Here is a 19532-nt window from a genome sequence, read left to right on the forward strand (position 1 = left end):
ACTCGTGCGCACTGCGATGGCGGCGGCATCAAGGAATCGGCGGGTCATGGGGCTCGTCCTCGCGTGCGCGCTCGCGTTGGTGGCGCAGGTGACGCCCGCGACGGCGCAGCAGTCCGGGGCTTCGCGGGTTGCCGAGCTGGTCCGGCGGATGACCTTGGCCGAGAAGGTCTCCATGCTGCACTGGACGTTCAACCCGCAGACGCCCGCGAGCAACATCTACCTGCCCGGCGTCGCGCGGCTGGGAATCCCGGAGCTGCGGGCGAGCGACGGCCCGAACGGGATCACCGCTGTGCGGCCCGCGATCGCCCTGCCCGCGCCGATCGCGCTGGGCTCCTCCTTCGACGACGAGCTGGCCGGGCGCTACGGGGCGGTGCTGGGGCGGGAGGCCCGCGCGCACGGCATCGACGTGGCGCTGGCGCCGATGATGAACAACATCAGGGTGCCAACGGCGGGCCGCAACTACGAGACCTTCGCCGAGGACCCCGTTGTGACCTCGCGGATCGCGGCCGCGGAGATCCGGGGAATCCAGTCGCAGGGCGTGATCGCCAACGCGAAGCACTTCGCGGCCAACAACCAGGAGACCGACCGGATGTCGATCGACGTCCAGGTCGACGAGCGGACGCTGCGGGAGACCGAGCTGCCGCCGTTCGAGAGCGCCGTGCGGGCGGGCGTCGGGTCGTTCATGTGCTCCTACAACAAGGTCAACGGCACGCCCGCGTGCGGCGACCGGCGACTGCTGACCGAGATCCTGCGCGCGCAGTGGGACTTCCGGGGCTGGGTCATGTCGGACTGGCTCGCCGCCCCGTCCACCTCGGCCATCGAAGCCGGGCTCGACCAGGAGCTGGGCATCCGGTTCGAGGGCATCCCGGACCCGGTCAACAAGCCGGAGGCCACGCACTTCGCCACGGCGCTGCGCAAGGCCGTCGAGTCGGGCGCCATCGCTCAGTCCACTGTGGACACCGCAGTGCGGCGCATCCTGACCCAGCTGGAGATCTTCGGCATGCTCAACGGGGCTCGCCCGCGTCCGCCGAGGGACGTCGCCGGTGGCACGAAGGTCGCGCGCGATGTGGCCGAGGGTGGCGCGGTGTTGTTGCGCAACAACGACTCCGTGCTCCCACTGGCACCGGGGACGGCAGGCGAGGTCGCGGTGATCGGACCGACCGCGCGCGAGCCGAAGGTCAGCGGGTTCGGCAGCGCCTACGTGCGCCCGGACTCCGCGTCAGCGCCGGTGGACACCATCCGCGATCGCATGGGCGGCAAGGGAAAGGTGAACTACCGGGTCGGCGAGGAGCTGCGCGGCGAGCCGATGGGCGCGGCGCTGTCGCCCGCCTTCTCCAGCAAGGAGTACCCGAGCGGCTTCAGCGGGCCGATGTACTCCGGGACGCTGACCGTCAGCGAAGCGGGGCTCTACCGGATCGCGGGGGGCCTGACCCCGGACGCGGTCGCCACGATCACCCTGGACGGGACGAAGACGATCGAGGTGAGCGAGGTCTACGGCGAGGTCAGCAGCGCGCCGGTGCACCTGAGCGCCGGAACCCACCGCATCGAGGTCACCGGCACCACCTACAAGGGGTCGATGACCTTCTCGCTGAGCTGGGTCACCCCGGGCAAGGCGCGGCAGGCCATCGACGAGGCCGTCGCGGCCGCGAAGGGCGCGAAGACCGCCGTGGTGTTCGTGCACGACGACTCCTCGGAGAACTGGGACCGGCCCTCGCTCGCGCTGCCCGGCAGGCAGGACGAGCTGGTCGCGAAGATCGCCGAGGCCAATCCGCGCACGGTCGTGGTGCTCAACGTCGGTGGCGCGATCACCATGCCGTGGCTGTCCTCGGTCGAGGCCGTGCTGAACACCTGGTACCCCGGGCAGGCCGGGGCCGAGGCCACGACCAGGCTGCTCTTCGGCGACGCCAACCCCGGCGGCAAGCTCAGCCAGACCTTCCCCGCCGACGACCGCACGCACGCGGTGGCCGGTCATCCGGAGCGCTTCCCCGGGGTCGGCGGCAAGCAGGTGTACAGCGAGGGGATCTTCACCGGGTACCGCTGGTTCGACAGGGAGAAGGCCACGCCGCTGTTCCCGTTCGGGCACGGGCTGTCCTACACCTCCTTCGAGTACGGCGCGCCCGTTGCCAAACGCGTCCGCGCGGGGGTCGAGGTCTCCTTCACCCTGCGCAACACCGGCGCGCGGGCGGGCTCGGAGATCGCGCAGGTCTACCTCGGCGCGAGCCCGGACGTGCGGGTGCCGCAGGCGGAGAAGGCGCTCGCGGGCTACGAGAAGGTCAGCCTGCGGCAGGGGGAGCGGCGCCGGGTCACCGTGCTGGTGCCGGATCGCGCGCTGCGGCACTGGGACACCCGTGCCGGCGCGTGGTCGCTGGGCACCGGAACACGCTCGGTGTGGGTCGGCGGCTCCTCCTCCGCGCTGCCGTCGCGCACCGCGATCAGGGTTGACTGAGCCGTTACCTTACGGCCTCCGCCGAAGTCAAGAAAGCACGCACATCTGTGCCGCGATATTTGAACTTCTTTTCGGGGTCACGTGGACGGCGGAGCGTGGGCCATCATGGTCTGGGATGAAGAAATGCTGATGAGAACTGTAGATATCGTTGTTGGTCTCATCGGGTGTCGATGGCCGTGACGCACATCTCATCACGCCGCCGAGCTCTGCCGGAAACGGCTATTGTCCAGGACTGGGGAACGGGACTCTATGCATGGGGAGCATGGGGATCTGTTGGTCGGCAGGGTGGAACCGTGCCGACTGATCGATCTTCCGGAACACAAGGACCCGAGGGGAAGTCTCGCGGTCGTCGAGTCCAACCGGGACGTCAAGTTCGACATCAACCGCGTGTACTACCTGTATGACCTCCCGTCCTCCACCGTGCGCGGCGCTCATGGCCACCGCTCGCTGGAACAGCTGGTCATCGCCGTGCACGGGCGCTTCGAGATCACCGTCGACGACGGCTACCGCAGCGAGAGCTTCCGGCTGGACTCGCCGGCGAAGGGCCTCTACATCGGTCCGATGATCTGGCGGGACCTCATCAATTTCTCTCCAGGGGCCGTCGGGCTCGTCATCGCGTCGATGCATTATGACGAGTCGGACTACTTCCGGGAGTACGAGGATTTCCTCGACGCTGCCCGGAGGTCGGTGTGAGAATTCCGTTTCTTGACCTCAAAGCTCCTCATGTGGAATTGCGTGATGAGCTCGATGTGGCGTATCGGCGCGTTGTGGGTTCGGGGTGGTTTCTGCTCGGCCCCGAACTGGAGTCCTTTGAGGACGAATTCGCGCGCTATTGCGGAGCGCGGCACTGCGTCGCCGTCGGCAGCGGGTGCGACGCGCTCGAACTGAGCCTGCGCGCGCTCGGCATCGGCGAGGGCGACGAGGTCCTGGTGCCCTCGCACACCTTCATCGCGAGCTGGCTCGCCGTCACCAGGGCCGGGGCGCGGCCGGTGCCGGTCGAGCCCGACGAGCGCACGGCCACCCTGGACCCCGCGCTCGTCCGCGCCGCGATCACGCCGCGGACGAAGGCGATCATGCCGGTGCACCTGTACGGCCACCCCGCCGATCTCGACCCGATCACCGAGATCGCCCGGGAGCACGGCCTCGCGGTGCTGGAGGACGCGGCGCAGGCGCACGGCGCGGCCTACCGGGGCAGGCGCATCGGTGCCGGGACCGCGACCGCGACGGCGTTCAGCTTCTACCCCGGCAAGAACCTCGGCGCGCTCGGCGACGGCGGCGCGGTCGTCACCGATGACGCCGATCTCGCCGCGAAACTCCGGCTGCTGCGCAACTACGGCTCGCGGGAGAAGTACCGGCACGAGGTGCCCGCGACCAACTCCCGCCTGGACGAGCTCCAGGCGGCTTTCCTGCGCGTCAAGCTCGCTCGGCTGGACGAGTGGAACGACCGCCGCCGCGCCGTTGCCGCGCGCTACCTGACCGAACTGGCCGGGGTTCCCGGACTGCGGCTGCCCGAGGTCGCCGACTGGGCCGATCCGGTGTGGCACCTGTTCGTCGTGCGCACGGACGAGCGGGAGCAGGTGCAGAAGGAACTCGGCGCGCGGGGGATCGGCACCCTGGTGCACTACCCGATCGCCGTGCACCGCTCCGAGGCCTACGCCGGGCTCGGCGACGGCTGGGACCTGCCGATCGCGGAGCGGCTCGCCGGCGAGGTGCTGAGCCTGCCGATCGGGCCGCACATGAGCACCGTGGACGTGGACGAGGTGATCGCCGCCGTGCGATCGGTGTTCGCCGGGGACAGGACGGGGGCGCTGCGATGAGCCGCGTCGTGCACGACTACCCCTTCGGCCCCGCAGAGGGCATGGAGCTGCACCCGAAGTACGCGCGGCTGCGGGAGAGCGAACCGGTCGCGCGGGTGCGGATGCCCTACGGCGGCGAGGGTTGGCTGATCACCCGCTACGCCGACGCCAAGGTGGTGCTGACCGATCCGCGGTTCAGCATGGCCGAGGGCGCTGGCAACGACATCCCGAGGCCGACCGAGGTGCCGCCGGAGCCGGGCGGGCTGCTGGCGCTGGACCCGCCGGAGCACAGCAGGCTGCGCAAGCTGCTGGCGAAGGCGTTCACCGCGCGGCGCATCGAGGCCGCGCGGCCCGCGGTGACCGCGCTGGTGAACCAGCTCCTCGACGACATGCTGGACAAGGGCGCGCCCGCGGACCTGCGCTCGCACCTGGCGCTGCCGCTGCCGATGACGGTCATCTCCGACATGCTCGGCGTCCCGCACGAGGACCAGGCGCTGTTCGGGGTCTTCGCGGACACGCTCATGTCGGCGGGGCGCTACACGCCGGAGGAGATCGAGAAGGCCACCGACGACTTCATGGCCTACCTGAGCGATCTGGTGGCGCAGCGCAGGAAGAACCCGACCGACGACGTGCTCGGCGCGCTGGTGCAGGCGCGCGATGACACCGATCGGCTCTCCGAGCACGAGCTGCTGGTGCTCGCCGGTGGCTTGCTGGTCGGCGGGCACGAGACCACCGCCAACCACATCGGCAACTTCGTGTACCTGCTGCTGGAGGAGCGGTCCCGGTACGAGGAGATCGTCGCCGCCCCGGACCTGGTCCCCGCCGTGGTGGACGAACTGCTCCGGTTCGCGCCGCTGACCACCATGTCCGGCTTCACCCGGATCGCCAAGGAGGACGTGCAGCTCGGCGAGGTCACCGTCCGCGCGGGCGAGGGCGTCGTGCTGTCCTTCGCCGTGCCCAACCGGGACGCGGAGGTCTTCCCCGATCCCGAGCGCGTGGACTTCCACCGCGAGCGCAACCCGCACCTGGGGCTCGGGCACGGGGTGCACCACTGCCTCGGCGCGCAGCTGGCGCGGATGGAGCTCCAGGTGACGCTGCGGGTGCTCGCGCAGCGGCTGCCGGGCCTGCGGCTGGCCGTGGCGCCGGAGGAACTGCGGTGGAAGACCGGGATGTTGGTGCGCGGTCTGGAGGAACTGCCCGTGCGCTGGTGAGCGCGCGATCGAGGACAACCGCTGGTCGCGGGGTGGGGGCTCCGCGACGACTGGAGGTAACGGGCCGTCATGGCTGAACGCAGGGTGTCTGGGCCGGACGACATCGCGATCATCGGGCTTTCCTGCCGGTTTCCCGGCGCGCCCGACAAGAGCGCCTTCTTCGCACTGCTGGACGGCGGGGGGAACGCCGTGCGCCGCGCTCCGGAGCGCGGACTGCCGGGAGAGGGCGGGTTCCTGGCCGAGGTCGACGGGTTCGACCCCGCGTTCTTCGGGATCTCCCCGGACGCGGCGGCGGCCATGGACCCGCAGCAGCGGCTCATGCTGGAACTCGCGTGGGAGGCGCTGGAGGACGCGCGGATCGTGCCCGAGGCGATCGCCGGGACTGACGCCGCCGTGTTCGTCGGCGCCATCGCCGACGACTACGCGCGCTTGGCGGCCGACGCGGAGCTGACCCAGCACACGATCACCGGCTTGAACCGGGGCATGATCGCCAACCGCGTCTCCTACTTCCTCGGACTGCGCGGGCAGAGCCTGACCGTGGACTCCGGCCAGTCCTCCGCGCTCGTCGCGGTGCACCTGGCCTGCGAGAGCATTCGCGGTGGCGCCTCGACGACCGCGTTGGCGGGTGGGGTCAACCTCATCCTCTCGCCGGACTCGTCCTCGGCCGCGCAGCACTTGGGCGCACTGTCACCGGACGGGCGCTGCTACACCTTCGACGCGCGCGCCAACGGGTACGTGCGCGGTGAGGGCGGCGGCGTCGTGGTGCTCAAGCGCCTCGCTGACGCCCTCGCTGACGGCGACCCCATCTACTGCGTGATCCGGGGCAGCGCGGCCAACAACGACGGTGGCGGAGACACTCTGACCACGCCGGATCAGGCGGCGCAGGAGCGCGTGCTGCGCGCCGCCTGCCGCCGGGCGGACGTGGACCCGGGTGAGATCGAGTACGTGGAGCTGCACGGCACCGGCACGAAGCTCGGCGACCCGGTGGAGGCCGCCGCGCTCGGCGCCGTGCTGGGCGCCGCGCAGTCCCGTCGCTCGCCGCTGCTGGTCGGCTCGGTGAAGACCAACATCGGCCATCTGGAAGGCGCCGCGGGCATCGCCGGGCTGATCAAGACCGCGCTGGCGATCCGGCACCGCAGGCTCCCGGCGAGCCTCAACTTCAGCACTCCCAACCCACGCATTCCTTTGGAGCAACTGAACATCCGGGTGGTGACCGAGTCCGGGGACGGGCCGTTGCTCGCCGGTGTGTCCTCGTTCGGGATGGGCGGGACCAACTGCCACGTGGTACTCGGTTCCCCGCCCGAGGCCCCCCGGCCCGCCCCGCGTCCCGAGGTCGCCGAGGTGCCGTGGGTGATCTCCGGGCGTACTCCGGCTGCTCTGCGAGCGCAGGCCGTTCAGCTCGCCTCCGTTTCTGAGTCCACTGTGGACATCGGAATTTCCCTTGCTGCGACAAGGACTTCGTTCGAGCACCGTGCGGTGGTGTTCGACGCCGCCGAGCTGTCCGCGCTCGCGGAGGGGCGCCCGGGGCCGGTGGTGGGCAGCGTCGCCGCGCGGGGTCGTACGGCGTTCGTGTTCCCTGGTCAGGGGTCGCAGTGGGTCGGGATGGGCTTGGAGTTGTTGTCCGAGCCGGTGTTTGCGGCGCAGATGCAGGAGTGCGCATCGGCCTTCCGGTCCTTTGTGGACTGGGATCTGTTCGAGGAGCTGCGTGGGCCGCTTGATCGGGTTGATGTTGTTCAGCCGGTGACGTTTGCGGTGATGGTGTCGTTGGCGGCGTTGTGGCGGTCTTACGGGGTTGCGCCTGATGCTGTGGTTGGTCATTCGCAGGGTGAGATTGCTGCTGCTTATGTGGCTGGTGCGTTGTCGTTGGATGATGCGGCGCGCGTGGTGTGCCTGCGCAGTAAGGCGATTACGGCGATATCCGGTCGTGGTGGGATGGGCTCGATCGCGCTTCCGGTTTCCTCCGTCGAGCCGCGGCTGACGGAGGGGCTGTCGATCGCGGCGGTCAACGGGCCGTCGTCGGTGGTGGTGTCCGGTGATGTTGAGCCGCTGAAGGCTCTGCTGGACGACTTGGCGGCTGAGGGTGTTCGGGTTCGGTTGATCCCGGTGGACTACGCCTCGCACTCCGCGCACGTGGAGGAGCTGCGCGATGAGCTGCTGGAGCTGCTCGCGCCGGTGAACCCCGTGGCCGCCCAGGTTCAGATGCACTCGACGGTGAGCGACACTGCGGTGTTGGACGCCGAGTACTGGTACCAGAATCTGCGCCAGACCGTCCGCTTTGAGCAGTCGGTTCGCGCGCTCGCCGCCGACGACGTCACCACGTTCATCGAGTGCAGTCCGCATCCCGGGCTCGCGGTGGCGATCCAGGAGACCGCCCAGGACGTGCTCGTGGTCGGCTCGCTGCGCCGCGAAGACGGTGGCAGGCGGCGGTTCCTGACCTCTGTCGCGCAGGCGCACGTACGCGGCGTCGCGGTGGACTGGAGCCCGGCGTTCCCCGGCAGCGTTGCCGTTGACCTGCCGACCTACGCTTTCCAGCGCCGTCGCTACTGGTTCGACTCGGTGGCCGATGACGTGGACGAGCCGGAGCACGACCTGCTCGGCCTCGTCCGCGCGCACGCCTCGTTCGTGCTGGGCAAGGACGGCCTCGCCGCGGACACGACGTTTCGCGACCTCGGGTTCGACTCGCTGACCTCGGTCGATCTCCGCAATCGCCTGTCCGCCGCGACCGGGCTGAGCCTGCCCTCCGGCGTGCTGTTCAACCACCCGACCCCGGCCGCGCTCGCCGACCACCTCGCGCAGCGGCTCGGCGAAGGCACGGCGCCGCGCCCGGCGAAGCGGGCGAACGCGGCGGTGCGCTCGGGCGAGCCGATCGCGATCGTGGCGATGAGCTGCCGTCTGCCCGGCGGCGCCGACAGCCCGGAACGGCTGTGGGAGCTGGTTCGGGACGGTGCGGACGCGATCACCTCGTTCCCGGACGATCGCGGTTGGGACGTCGAGAGCCTGTTCGACCCGGAGCCGGGACTGCCCGGACGTACCTACACGCGCTCGGGTGGCTTCATCGGGGCGACCGAGTTCGACGCGGCGTTCTTCGGGATCTCCCCGCGCGAGGCGTCGGCGATGGACCCGCAGCAGCGGCTGCTGTTGGAGACTTCGTGGGAGGCGTTGGAGCGGGCCGGGGTCGCGCCGACCTCCTTGCGCGGCACCGCGACCGGCGTGTTCGTCGGCGCGATGTCCCAGGAGTACGGCCCGCGCTTGCAGAACGCCTCCGAAGAAGCCGCGGGCCACGTCCTGACGGGCACCACCTCCAGCGTCGCGTCCGGGCGGGTGTCCTACACGCTCGGCCTCGAAGGGCCTGCGGTCACCGTGGACACCGCGTGCTCGTCGTCGTTGGTGGCACTGCACTTGGCGGCTCAGTCGCTGCGTTCCGGCGAGTGCTCGATGGCGTTGGCGGGCGGCGCGACCGTCATGGCCAACCCCGGCATGTTCGTGGAGTTCGCGCAGCAGCGTGGTTTGTCGGCCGATGGGCGCTGCAAAGCCTTCTCCGACAACGCTGACGGCACCGGCTGGGCCGAGGGCGTCGGGATGATCGTGCTGGAGCGCCTGTCCGACGCGCACCGCAACGGCCACCCGGTGCTCGCGGTGCTGCGAGGGAGCGCGATCAACCAGGACGGCGCGTCCAACGGGCTGACCGCGCCCAGCGGAGCGGCCCAAGAGCGCGTGATCCGGCAGGCGCTGGCAGCCGCCGGACTCGAACCGTCCGATGTGGACGCCGTGGAAGCGCACGGCACCGGGACGAGGCTCGGCGATCCGATCGAGGCCGACGCGGTGCTGGCGACCTACGGCCAGGACCGGGACCGGCCGGTGTGGCTGGGCTCGCTGAAGTCGAACATCGGGCACGCCCAGGCGGCGGCCGGTGTCGCGGGCGTGATCAAGATGGTCATGGCGATGCGGTACGGAGTTCTACCGCGAACTCTGCACGTGGACGCGCCCACCGCGCACGTGGACTGGTCGGGCGGCGCGGTGCGGCTGCTCACCGAGGCGCAGCCCTGGGCAGCGGGGGACCGCCCGCGTCGGGCGTCGGTGTCCTCCTTCGGCATCTCCGGTACCAACGCCCACGTGGTACTCGAATCCGTGGAGCCCGTCGCGGAGCGCGAGGTCGTGTCGCGGGAAGACGCTCCCTTTGTCCTCAGTGGACACAAGCCTGAAGTTCTCGCGGAGCAGGCGAAGCGACTTCTGTCCCTTGTGGACAGTGCTGTGGACGTCGGTTACTCGTTGGCCACGGGGCGCGCGAACCTTTCACACCGTGCCGTTGTGCTCGACGCCGAAGGACTGCGTGCGCTCGCAGAGGGACGACCCTCCGGGGCTGTCGTGCGTGGCGTGGCTGGCGATGTCACGCGTCCCGTCTTCGTATTCCCCGGTCAGGGTTCGCAGTGGAGCGGTATGGCCGTTTCGCTGTTGGATGAGCCGGTTTTCGCTTCTCGGATGGCTGAGTGTGCTGCGGCTTTGCGTCCGCATGTTGAGTGGGATTTGTTCGAGGAGCTGCGCGGTCCGCTGGAGCGGGTGGATGTTGTGCAGCCGGTGTTGTTCGCGGTGTTGGTGTCTTTGGCGGAGTTGTGGCGTTCGTACGGGGTGAAGCCCGCTGCTGTGATCGGTCATTCTCAGGGTGAGATCGCGGCTGCATGTGTTGCGGGTGCTTTGTCTCTTGAGGACGCGGCGAAGGTTGTTGCTTTGCGCAGCTTGGCCATTGCGCAGGATTTGGCTGGGCGTGGCGGGATGATGTCCGTCGCGTTGCCGGTGGCTGAGGTGGAGAAGCTTCTGTCGCAGGGTGTTTCGGTTGCGGCGGTGAATGGGCCTGCTTCGACTGTGGTGTCGGGTGATCCTGCGGGGTTGGATGCGCTGGCGGCGTTGTGTGATGGCGTTCGGGTTCGGCGGATTCCGGTGGACTACGCCTCGCACTCCGTCCACGTCGAAGGTATCCGCAAACGTGTGCTGACGGACCTGTCCGGAATCACTCCGGTGGCGTCGCGGATTCCGTTCTACTCGACGGTGACTGGCTCGCGGATCGACACGGCTGAGTTGGACGCGGAGTACTGGTACCGCAACCTGCGGCAGCGAGTGTTGTTCGAGGACACCGTCCGGGTGTTGATCTCGCAAGGGTGCTCGGCCTTCGTGGAGGCGAGCCCGCATCCTGTTCTGGTTCCGGCGATTCAGGAGACCGATGGCTTCGCGGTGGGGTCGCTGCGTCGGGACGATGGTGGTCGTCGGCGTTTCCTGACCTCGTTGGGCGAAGCCCATGTGCACGGGATCTCCGTGGACTGGACCCCGGCTTTCCCGGGCGCACACCGAGTCGATCTGCCGACCTACCCGTTCCAGCGGGAGCGGTTCTGGGCGGAGCCGATCGAGCGTCGAGGCCCGTCATCCACTGTGGACAAGTGGCGGTACCGCGTCGACTGGCAGCGGATCTCGCTTCCCACTGGCGCTCCGACGGGGCGGTGGCTGCTGGTCTCCGACCAGGACGTCACGCTGGGGACCGAGGTCGTGCGGATCTCGCCGAGCGAGGATCGGGCCGAGCTCGCCTCGCGTCTGCGTGAGGTCGGCGAGGTGGCCGGAGTGCTGTCCGCCCACAACGGCTTCCTCGCCACGCTCGCGTTGATCCAGGCGCTCGGCGACGTCGCACTGGATGCTCCACTGTGGACGGTTGGTGGCGACCCGCAGGTGCTGGGGCTCGGCCGGGTCGCCGCACTGGAGCACCCGGAGCGCTGGGGTGGTCAGGTCGAGCTGGACGGCGCCGAGCTCGATCCGGCCGTGCTCACCGGTACCGAGGACCAGGTGGTGCTGCGTGCGGACGGCGCGTTCGCCCGCAGGCTGCGCCGGGCCGACGCCGTCCCGGCGGGCTCGTGGCGCGGTCGCGGAACGGCGCTGATCACCGGCGGCACCGGCGCGATCGGCGGGCACGTGGCCCGTTGGCTGGCCGGGACCGGCGTCGAGCACATCGTGCTGACCAGCCGCCGGGGACTCGACGCGCCCGGAGCCGCCGAACTCCGCGACGACCTGACGGCGCGTGGTGTGCGGGTCACCGTGGCTGCTTGCGACACGGCGGACCGTGCTCAGCTGACTGAGTTGCTGGCGACGATCCCTGACCTGAAGTCGGTGTTCCACACGGCGGGCGTGCTCGACGACGGCGTGCTGGACACCTTGAGCGCCGAGCGCGCGCACGCGGTGCTCGACCCCAAGGTGCGCGGCGCCGAGCTGCTGCACGAGCTGACCGGCGATCTTGACGCCTTCGTGGTGTTCTCCTCGATCACCGGGGTGTGGGGCAACGCCGGACAGGGCGCCTACGCCGCCGCCAACGCCCACCTGGACGCTCTCGCCGAGCGCCGCCGCCGCGCGGGCCTGCCCGCGACCTCGGTGGCCTGGGGTGTCTGGGCCGGTGGCGGCATGGCAGTCGGCGCAGGGGAGCGCAACCTCAGCAAGCGCGGTGTCCGGCCGATGAACGCTGATTCGGCCGTGATCGCGCTGGAGCGGGCTCTGCTCGGACGGCAGACGGTGACCGTGGTCGCCGACGTCGACTGGGACGCCTTCGTGCCCGCCTTCACCTCGGCCCGCACCAGCGCTCTGCTCAGCGAGTTCGCGCCGGCCGCCGACTCCGGTAGCGATCTCGGACTGGCGGCGCTGTCCGAGGCTGAGCAGATTCGGAAGCTGCTGGAGGTTGTGCGCGCCGAAGCCGCAGCGGTGCTCGGGCACGCGGGTCCGGAGGCGGTCGAGCCGGGGCGGTCGTTCAAGGACACCGGTTTCGACTCGCTCACCTCGTTGGAGCTGCGCAACCGGATCAACGCCGCGACCGGGCTGAAGCTGCCCAGCACGCTGCTCTTCGACCACCCAACACCGGAGGCCGTCGCCCGCTTCGCGCTCGCCGAGCTGGTGGGCACCGCCCCGGAGGTCGAGGAGGAGGCGCCGGAGGCTCGCGACGGGGACGAGATCGTCATCGTCGGCATGGCCTGCCGCCTGCCGGGCGGAGTGGCGACGCCGGAAGCGTTGTGGGACCTGCTGCTCGCGGGCGGGGACGCCATCGGTGAGCTGCCGACCGATCGCGGCTGGGACCTCGACGCCCTCTACGACCCCGACCCGAACGCGCACGGCAAGTCCTACTGCCGCGAGGGCGGATTCCTCTACGACGCGGCCGAGTTCGACGCGGCGTTCTTCGGCATTTCCCCGCGCGAGGCCTCGGCGATGGACCCGCAGCAGCGGTTGTTGCTGGAGACCTCGTGGGAGGCGTTGGAGCGCGCCGGGATCGACCCGAAGTCCTTGCACGGCAGCAGCACCGGCGTCTTCGCGGGGATGACCCACCAGGACTACGGCGCGCGGCTGCACGAGGCACCCGAGGACTTCCAGGGCTACCTGCTCACCGGCAAGTCCTCCAGTGTCGTGTCCGGGCGGGTGTCCTACACGCTCGGGCTCGAAGGCCCGGCTATCACCGTGGACACCGCCTGCTCGTCCTCGTTGGTCGCGCTGCACCTCGCGGCGCAGGCGCTGCGCAACGGCGAGTGCTCGCTGGCCCTGGCCGGTGGCGTCACGATCATGCCCTCGCCCGGGCTGTTCGTGGAGTTCTCCCGGCAGCGCGGGCTCGCCGTCGACGGGCGCTGCAAGGCCTTCGGTGACGGCGCGGACGGCACGGGCTGGGCCGAGGGCGCGGTGATGCTGCTGGTGGAGCGCATGTCCGACGCACGGCGCAACGGGCACCCGGTGCTCGCGGTGATCAAGGGTTCCGCGGTCAACCAGGACGGCGCCTCCAACGGCCTCGCGGCTCCGAACGGCCCGTCGCAGCAGCGGGTCATCCGCGCGGCGCTGCGCTCGGCCGGGTTGCGTCCGTCCGAAGTGGACGCTGTGGAGGCACACGGCACCGGTACGACCCTGGGCGATCCGATCGAGGCGCAAGCCCTGATCGCGGCGTACGGCGGGGAGCGCGCGCAGCCGTTGTGGCTGGGCTCCCTGAAGTCCAACACGGGTCACACGCAGGCGGCGGCGGGCGCTGCCGGAGTGCTGAAGATGGTGCTAGCGCTGCGAAACGGCCTGCTGCCGAGGACCTTGCACGCCGACGAGCCGTCCAGTCACGTGGATTGGTCCTCGGGCGTGGTGTCGTTGCTGAACGAGGCCCAGCGGTGGCCACGGGTGGACCGCCCGCGCCGCGCCGGGATCTCCGCGTTCGGGGTCAGCGGCACCAACGCGCACATGATCCTCGAAGAGGCGCCGCGCGAGCCGTCCGTGGTACCGGAGCCCATCCCGGACTTGGTGCCATGGGTCGTCTCCGGCCGCACCGCCGAGGCACTGAACGCGCGCATTGCCGCTCTTGAGTCCTTTGTGGACACTCTGGACGTCGGTTACTCGTTGGCGGCCAGGTCGTCCTTCGAGCACCGTGCCGTCCTGCTCGACGGTGCCGAAGTCCGTGGTGTTGCCACGGTCGGCGGTCGCACGGTGTTCGTGTTCCCCGGTCAGGGGTCGCAGTGGGTCGGTATGGGCTTGGAGTTGTTGTCTGAGCGGGTGTTCGCCGAGTCGATGCAGGAGTGCGCTTCGGCCTTTGAGGCCTATGTGGACTGGGATCTGTTCGAAGAGCTTCGCGGACCGCTTGACCGCGTCGATGTGGTGCAGCCGGTGACGTTTGCGGTGATGGTGTCGTTGGCGGCGTTGTGGCGCTCGTACGGCGTTGCGCCTGATGCTGTGGTGGGTCATTCGCAGGGTGAGATTGCTGCTGCTTATGTGGCTGGCGCGTTGTCGTTGGAGGACGCCGCGCGCGTGGTGTGCCTGCGCAGCAAGGCGATCACGGCGCTCTCCGGCCGTGGTGGGATGGGCTCGATTGCGCTCCCGGTTGACGCCGTGGAGCCGCGCCTGCCCGACGGGGTGTCGATCGCGGCGAGCAACGGGCCGTCTTCGGTGGTCGTCTCCGGTGATGTTGAGCCGTTGAAGGCGTTGCTCGACGACTTGGTGGCTGAGGGTGTTCGGGTTCGGTTGATCCCGGTGGACTACGCCTCGCACTCCGCGCACGTGGAGGCCATCCAGGACGAGGTTCTGCGCGCGCTCGCCCCGATCCGTCCTCGTACTGGCACGGTCGCTTTCAAGTCCACGGTGACCGGCGAGTGGATCGACACGGCGGTCGTGGATGCTGATTACTGGTACCGGAATCTGCGGCAGACTGTCCACTTCGAACAGGCCGTGCGCGACCTCGCCGACGAGGGCTATGACGCGTTCATCGAGTGCAGTCCGCATCCCGGTGTCGCGGTGGCGATCCAGGAAACTGCTCAGGACGTGCTCGTGGTCGGCTCGCTGCGCCGTGAAGACGGTGGGCGGCGGCGATTCCTGACCTCGCTGGCCGAAGCCTACGTGCGCGGTGTCGACGTGGACTGGTCGCCAGCCGTGCGTGGTGGTCGGCGCATCGACCTGCCGACCTACCCTTTCCAGCGCCGCCGTTACTGGCTGAACACCTCGCCCGCGAGCGTTGGCCCGGCCGCCGCCGACCGCTTCGGTGTTGACGACGCCGAGCACCCGCTCCTGGGCGCTGCCGTCACGCTCGAAGACGGTGGTCTGGTGCTGACCGGCCGCTTGTCGTTGAGCACGCACGCGTGGCTGGCCGAGCACGCCGTGTCGGGGACTGTGCTGCTGCCGGGGACCGCGCTCGTCGAGCTGGCGGTGCGCGCTGGGGACGAGGTCGGATTCGGCAGGCTGGAAGAACTCGCGCTCCAGACGCCGCTTGTCCTGCCTGAACGTGGTGCCCTGCGCTTGCAGGTGTTGGTCTCCGCCGAGGAGAACGGCCGTCGGACCGTCACGATCGCTTCGCGCGGCGGTGACGACGAGGAGTGGACTCGGCACGCGACTGGAGTCCTGGCCGAGGCCGTTGATGTCGAGCACGTGCCGGTCGAGTGGCCGCCTGTGAACGCGGAACCTGTTGCCGCGACTGAGTTCTACGCGCGTCTTGCCGAGCGTGGCTACTTCTACGGTCCTGTGTTCCAGGGTGTTCGCGCGGCGTGGGTGCGGGACGGTGAGGTCTTCGCGGAGGTCGTGCTCTCCGACGAGGCCGACGCCGGCGGCTTCGGGGCGCACCCCGCGCTGCTCGACGCCGCCTTGCAGCCGTGGTCTCTCGGTGGCTTCGTCAACGCGAGCGAGGTGATGCTGCCGTTTGCGTGGCAGGGGTTCCAGCTCCATGCGACGGGAGCGCGGACGCTGCGGGTTCGGTTGACCGGGGCGGGGGAGGACGCGTTCTCCGTGACCGCGACCGATCCGTCCGGCTCGCTGGTGTTCTCGCTGGAGTCGTTGGCGATGCGCCGCTTCGACGCGGACCTTCGCGCGGTCGGAGCTGACTCGCTGCACCGGGTCGACTGGGCTCGCGTGGCACTTCCGTCCACTGTGGATGATGCGGCGCGGAACTGGGCCGTGCTGGGGACCGACGACTTCAAGCTGGGCGAGATCGAGCCGGAGCTGCTGCGGTCCGCGACCTCCGCTGGGCTCGCGGACCCGGTGCCCGCCGTGGTCCTGGCGTCCTTGCGGTGCGGTTCGCCCGCCACACCCGAGCGCGTGCGGCGGCTGACCGGGCAGGCGCTCGCGCTGCTGCGGGAGTGGCTGGCCGACGAGCGTTTCGCCGCCTCCACGCTGGTCCTGCTCACCGATGGCGCGATCGCCGCCCGGCCCGGCGAGGACGTGCCTGACCTGCCGGCCGCCGCGATCTGGGGTCTGGTGCGGTCCGCGCAGTCCGAGCACCCCGGCCGGTTCGTGCTGGCCGACATGGACGACGAGGACTCCTCACGGCAAGCCCTGGCCGCCGCGCTCGCCACAGGAGAGCCGCAGTTCGCGTTGCGCGACGGCACCCTCCACGTGCCGAGGCTGGCTCGCGCGACCGCCGCGCAGCGCACGCCGTTCGGCCCCGACACGCGAGTGTTGATCACTGGCGGAACCGGGACCCTCGGCACCCTCCTCGCGCGGCATCTTGTCGCACGGCACGGAGTTCGGCACATCGTGCTGGCGAGCCGCAGCGGAGGATCGGTCCCGGACGAACTGGCTGGCCTGGACGTGCGGGTTGAGGCGTGCGATGCGGCTGACCGCGAGGCATTGGCCCGGCTGCTGGAGGCGAACCCGGTCGACGCGGTCGTGCACGCGGCCGGGGTGCTGGACGACGCGGCGATTGAGTCGCTGACCCCGGAGCGGCTGGACGCGGTGCTGCGGCCGAAGGTCGATGCCGCGCTCAACCTGCACGAACTCCTTGAAGACGACACCGAACTGGTCCTCTTCTCGGGTGCCGCCGGGCTGTTGGGGCGCCCCGGGCAGGGCAACTACGCCGCCGCCAACACGTTCGTCGACGCGCTCGCGTCGTTCCGCCGAGCGCGGGGCCTGCCAGGTGTGTCGCTGGCGTGGGGGCTGTGGGAGCAGGCGACCGGGATGACCGGGCACCTCGACCAGGCTGACCTGGCCAGGATGCATCGGTCCGGGCTCGCGCCGATGAGCGCTGAACAGGGCTTGGCGCTGTTCGACTTGGCCCTGAGCGTCGATGAGGCGCTGGTGGTGCCAATGCGGTTGGACCGCACGGCGTTGCGGCAGAGCTCCGAGTCGGTTCCGTTGCTGTTGCGCGGTCTTGTGCCCGCGCGGGTCAGCAGGACCGTGGCCGCGGCGGTGACTGAGGAGCAGGACTCCAACGCGTTGCTGCGCGAGTTGAGCGCGGCCAACGACGACGGCCGCCGCCGCATCCTGCTCGACCTCGTGCGCGGTGGCGCGGCGCGGGTGCTCGGGCACGGTGACACCGACGTGATCGGTGCGGGGCAAGCGTTCCACGAGCTCGGGTTCGACTCGCTGACCGCGATCGAGTTGCGGAACCTGCTCACTGCGGCGACCGGGCTGCGGCTGCCCGCGACGCTGGTCTTCCAGCACCCCACGCCTCGTGCGCTGGCCGATCACCTGCTTGCCGGGCTCGGTGCGGACCGGCCAGACCCGGTGCTGGAGCGGCTGGAGGAGCTGGCCGGGTTGCTCGACGGCGTCGATCCCGACGACGCGCGACTGCCCGACGTGCGGGCCAGGCTGCGGGAGCTGACCGAGCGGATCGGCGGGCCGCCGTCCGTCGCGGAGACGTTGGCCGATGCCAGCGATGACGACCTGTTCGCGTTCATCGACGAGAAGCTGTGAGGGGGCGAGCCCGGTGTCAAACGAAGAAAAGCTGCGGCAGTACCTGAAGCGGGTCACCGCCGACCTGCACGAGGCCCGGCAGAAGCTGGCCGAGGCCGCTCTGTCCAATGTGACGGAGCCGGTGGCCATCGTCGCGATGAGCTGCCGTCTGCCCGGCGGCGTGCGCACGCCCGAGGACCTGTGGCGACTGCTCACGGCCGGAGGCGACGCGATCGGCGCGTTCCCGGCCGACCGCGGCTGGGAGACCGAGCGGCTGGACGGCTACTCCCGCGAGGGCGGATTCCTCTACGAAGCCGCCGAGTTCGACGCGGAGTTCTTCGGCATCAGCCCGCGCGAGGCGCTGACCATCGACCCGCAGCAGCGGCTGCTGTTGGAGACCTCGTGGGAGGCGGTCGAGCGCGCGGGCATTGACCCGAAGTCCTTGCACGGCACGAGAACCGGCCTGTTCGCCGGGGTGATGTACAACGACTACGGGACGCGGGTGGCCGCGCCTCCGGAGGATGTCGAGGGGTACCTGGTCAACGGCAGCGCGGGCAGCGTCGCCTCTGGCCGCGTCGCCTACACCCTCGGGCTGCACGGGCCGACGTTGACCGTGGACACCGCGTGCTCCTCCTCGCTGGTGGCGCTGCACCTGGCCGCGCAGTCGCTGCGCCGGGGCGAGTGCTCGCTGGCGCTCGCCGGCGGTGTGACCGTGCTGAACACGCCGACGATGTTCCTGGAGTTCGCGCGCCAGGGCGGGCTCGCGCGCGACGGCCGCTGCAAGTCCTTCTCCGAGGACGCGGACGGGACCGGTTTCGGCGAGGGCGTCGGGATGGTGTTGCTGGAGCGGCTTTCCGACGCTCAGCGCAACGGGCACCCGATCCTGGCGGTGCTGCGCGGGAGCGCGGTCAACCAGGACGGCGCCTCCAACGGCCTCACCGCGCCGAACGGCCTGGCGCAGCAGGAAGTCATCCGGCAGGCGCTGGCCGACGCGGGGCTCACACCGTCCGATGTGGACGCAGTTGAGGCGCACGGCACCGGCACGACGCTCGGCGATCCGATCGAGGCGGACGCGCTGCTGGCCACCTACGGCAAGGACCGCGCGCAGCCGTTGTGGCTGGGGTCGCTGAAGTCCAACGTCGGTCACACGCAGGCGGCGGCCGGTGTCGCCGGTCTGATCAAGATGGTGCTGGCTCTCCAGCACGGTGAGCTGCCGAAGACGCTGCACGCGGAAGCGCCGTCCACAAAGGTCGAGTGGACGTCGGGCTCGGTGTCGCTGCTCACCGAGGCGCAACCGTGGGTGCGCGGTGAGCGAATGCGACGGTTCGGCATCTCGTCCTTCGGGGCCAGCGGAACGAACTCGCACGCCATCATCGAGGAGGCACCCTCCACAGAGGACAGTCCGCGCGCGGCACTTTGTGCAGACTTGCCGTTGGTGCTGTCCGGCCGGAGCGAGGCGGCGTTGCGTGCGCAGGCCATCGCTGTGCGGCCGTTGACGGACAACCTCGGCGACCTCGGCTTCTCGCTGTTGTCGCGGTCGGCCTTCGAGCACAGCGCCGTCGCCTTCGGGGTTGATGCGCTTGACGCACTCGCCCAGGGACGCGCGGATCAAGGCTTGGTGACCGGGGTTGCCGACCCGGACGAGCGCCTGGCGTTCTTGTTCACCGGGCAGGGCAGCCAGCGCGCGCGGATGGGGCTCGACCTGGCCGCCCACCACCCGGTGTTCGCCGCAGCCTATGACGAGGTGATCACGGAGCTGGACCGGCACCTCGACCGGCCGCTGCGCGAGGTGCTGGAGAGCAGCGCCCTCGATGAGACCGGCTACGCGCAGCCCGCGCTGTTCGCCCTGGAAGTGGCCCTGTTCAAGCTGATCACCTCGTTCGGCGTGCGCCCGGAGGTGGTGCTCGGGCACTCCGTCGGCGAGCTGGCCGCCGCGCACGTCGC

6 protein-coding genes are annotated in these 19532 nt (G+C 70.2%); all 6 read left to right on the forward strand.

Translation table 11 applies throughout. The features are described from left to right. Nucleotides 1-46: 46 nt before the first annotated feature. Nucleotides 47-2446: a beta-glucosidase gene (locus CCN37_RS07875; protein WP_246842880.1), complete on the forward strand. Its 2400-nt coding sequence runs from the start codon at nucleotides 47-49 to the stop codon at nucleotides 2444-2446. A 285-nt stretch (nucleotides 2447-2731) separates the two neighbouring features. Beyond that, nucleotides 2732-3139 (forward strand): FdtA/QdtA family cupin domain-containing protein, encoded by a 408-nt coding sequence (locus CCN37_RS07880; RefSeq protein ID WP_246842881.1) that lies wholly within the window; start codon nucleotides 2732-2734, stop codon nucleotides 3137-3139. After that, nucleotides 3136-4263 (forward strand): DegT/DnrJ/EryC1/StrS aminotransferase family protein, encoded by a 1128-nt coding sequence (locus tag CCN37_RS07885; protein ID WP_086820008.1) that lies wholly within the window; start codon nucleotides 3136-3138, stop codon nucleotides 4261-4263. Before CCN37_RS07880 ends, CCN37_RS07885 begins: the two co-directional genes overlap by 4 nt. Further along, nucleotides 4260-5453, forward strand: a complete 1194-nt coding sequence (locus CCN37_RS07890; RefSeq protein ID WP_086820009.1) for a cytochrome P450 — start codon at nucleotides 4260-4262, stop codon at nucleotides 5451-5453. The genes CCN37_RS07885 and CCN37_RS07890 overlap by 4 nt, the downstream gene beginning before the upstream one ends. Before the next feature lie 69 nt (nucleotides 5454-5522). Continuing rightward, a complete protein-coding gene (locus tag CCN37_RS07895; RefSeq protein WP_086820010.1) occupies nucleotides 5523-17609 on the forward strand; it encodes a type I polyketide synthase in 12087 nt (4028 codons plus the stop codon). Between the two features lie 13 nt (nucleotides 17610-17622). After that, nucleotides 17623-19532, forward strand: a 1910-nt coding sequence (locus CCN37_RS07900; protein ID WP_246842883.1) for a type I polyketide synthase, incomplete at its 3' end; no start/stop codon positions are given.

The organism is Allokutzneria sp. NRRL B-24872, from assembly GCF_002155965.1.
Classification (GTDB): Bacteria; Actinomycetota; Actinomycetes; order Mycobacteriales; family Pseudonocardiaceae; genus Allokutzneria.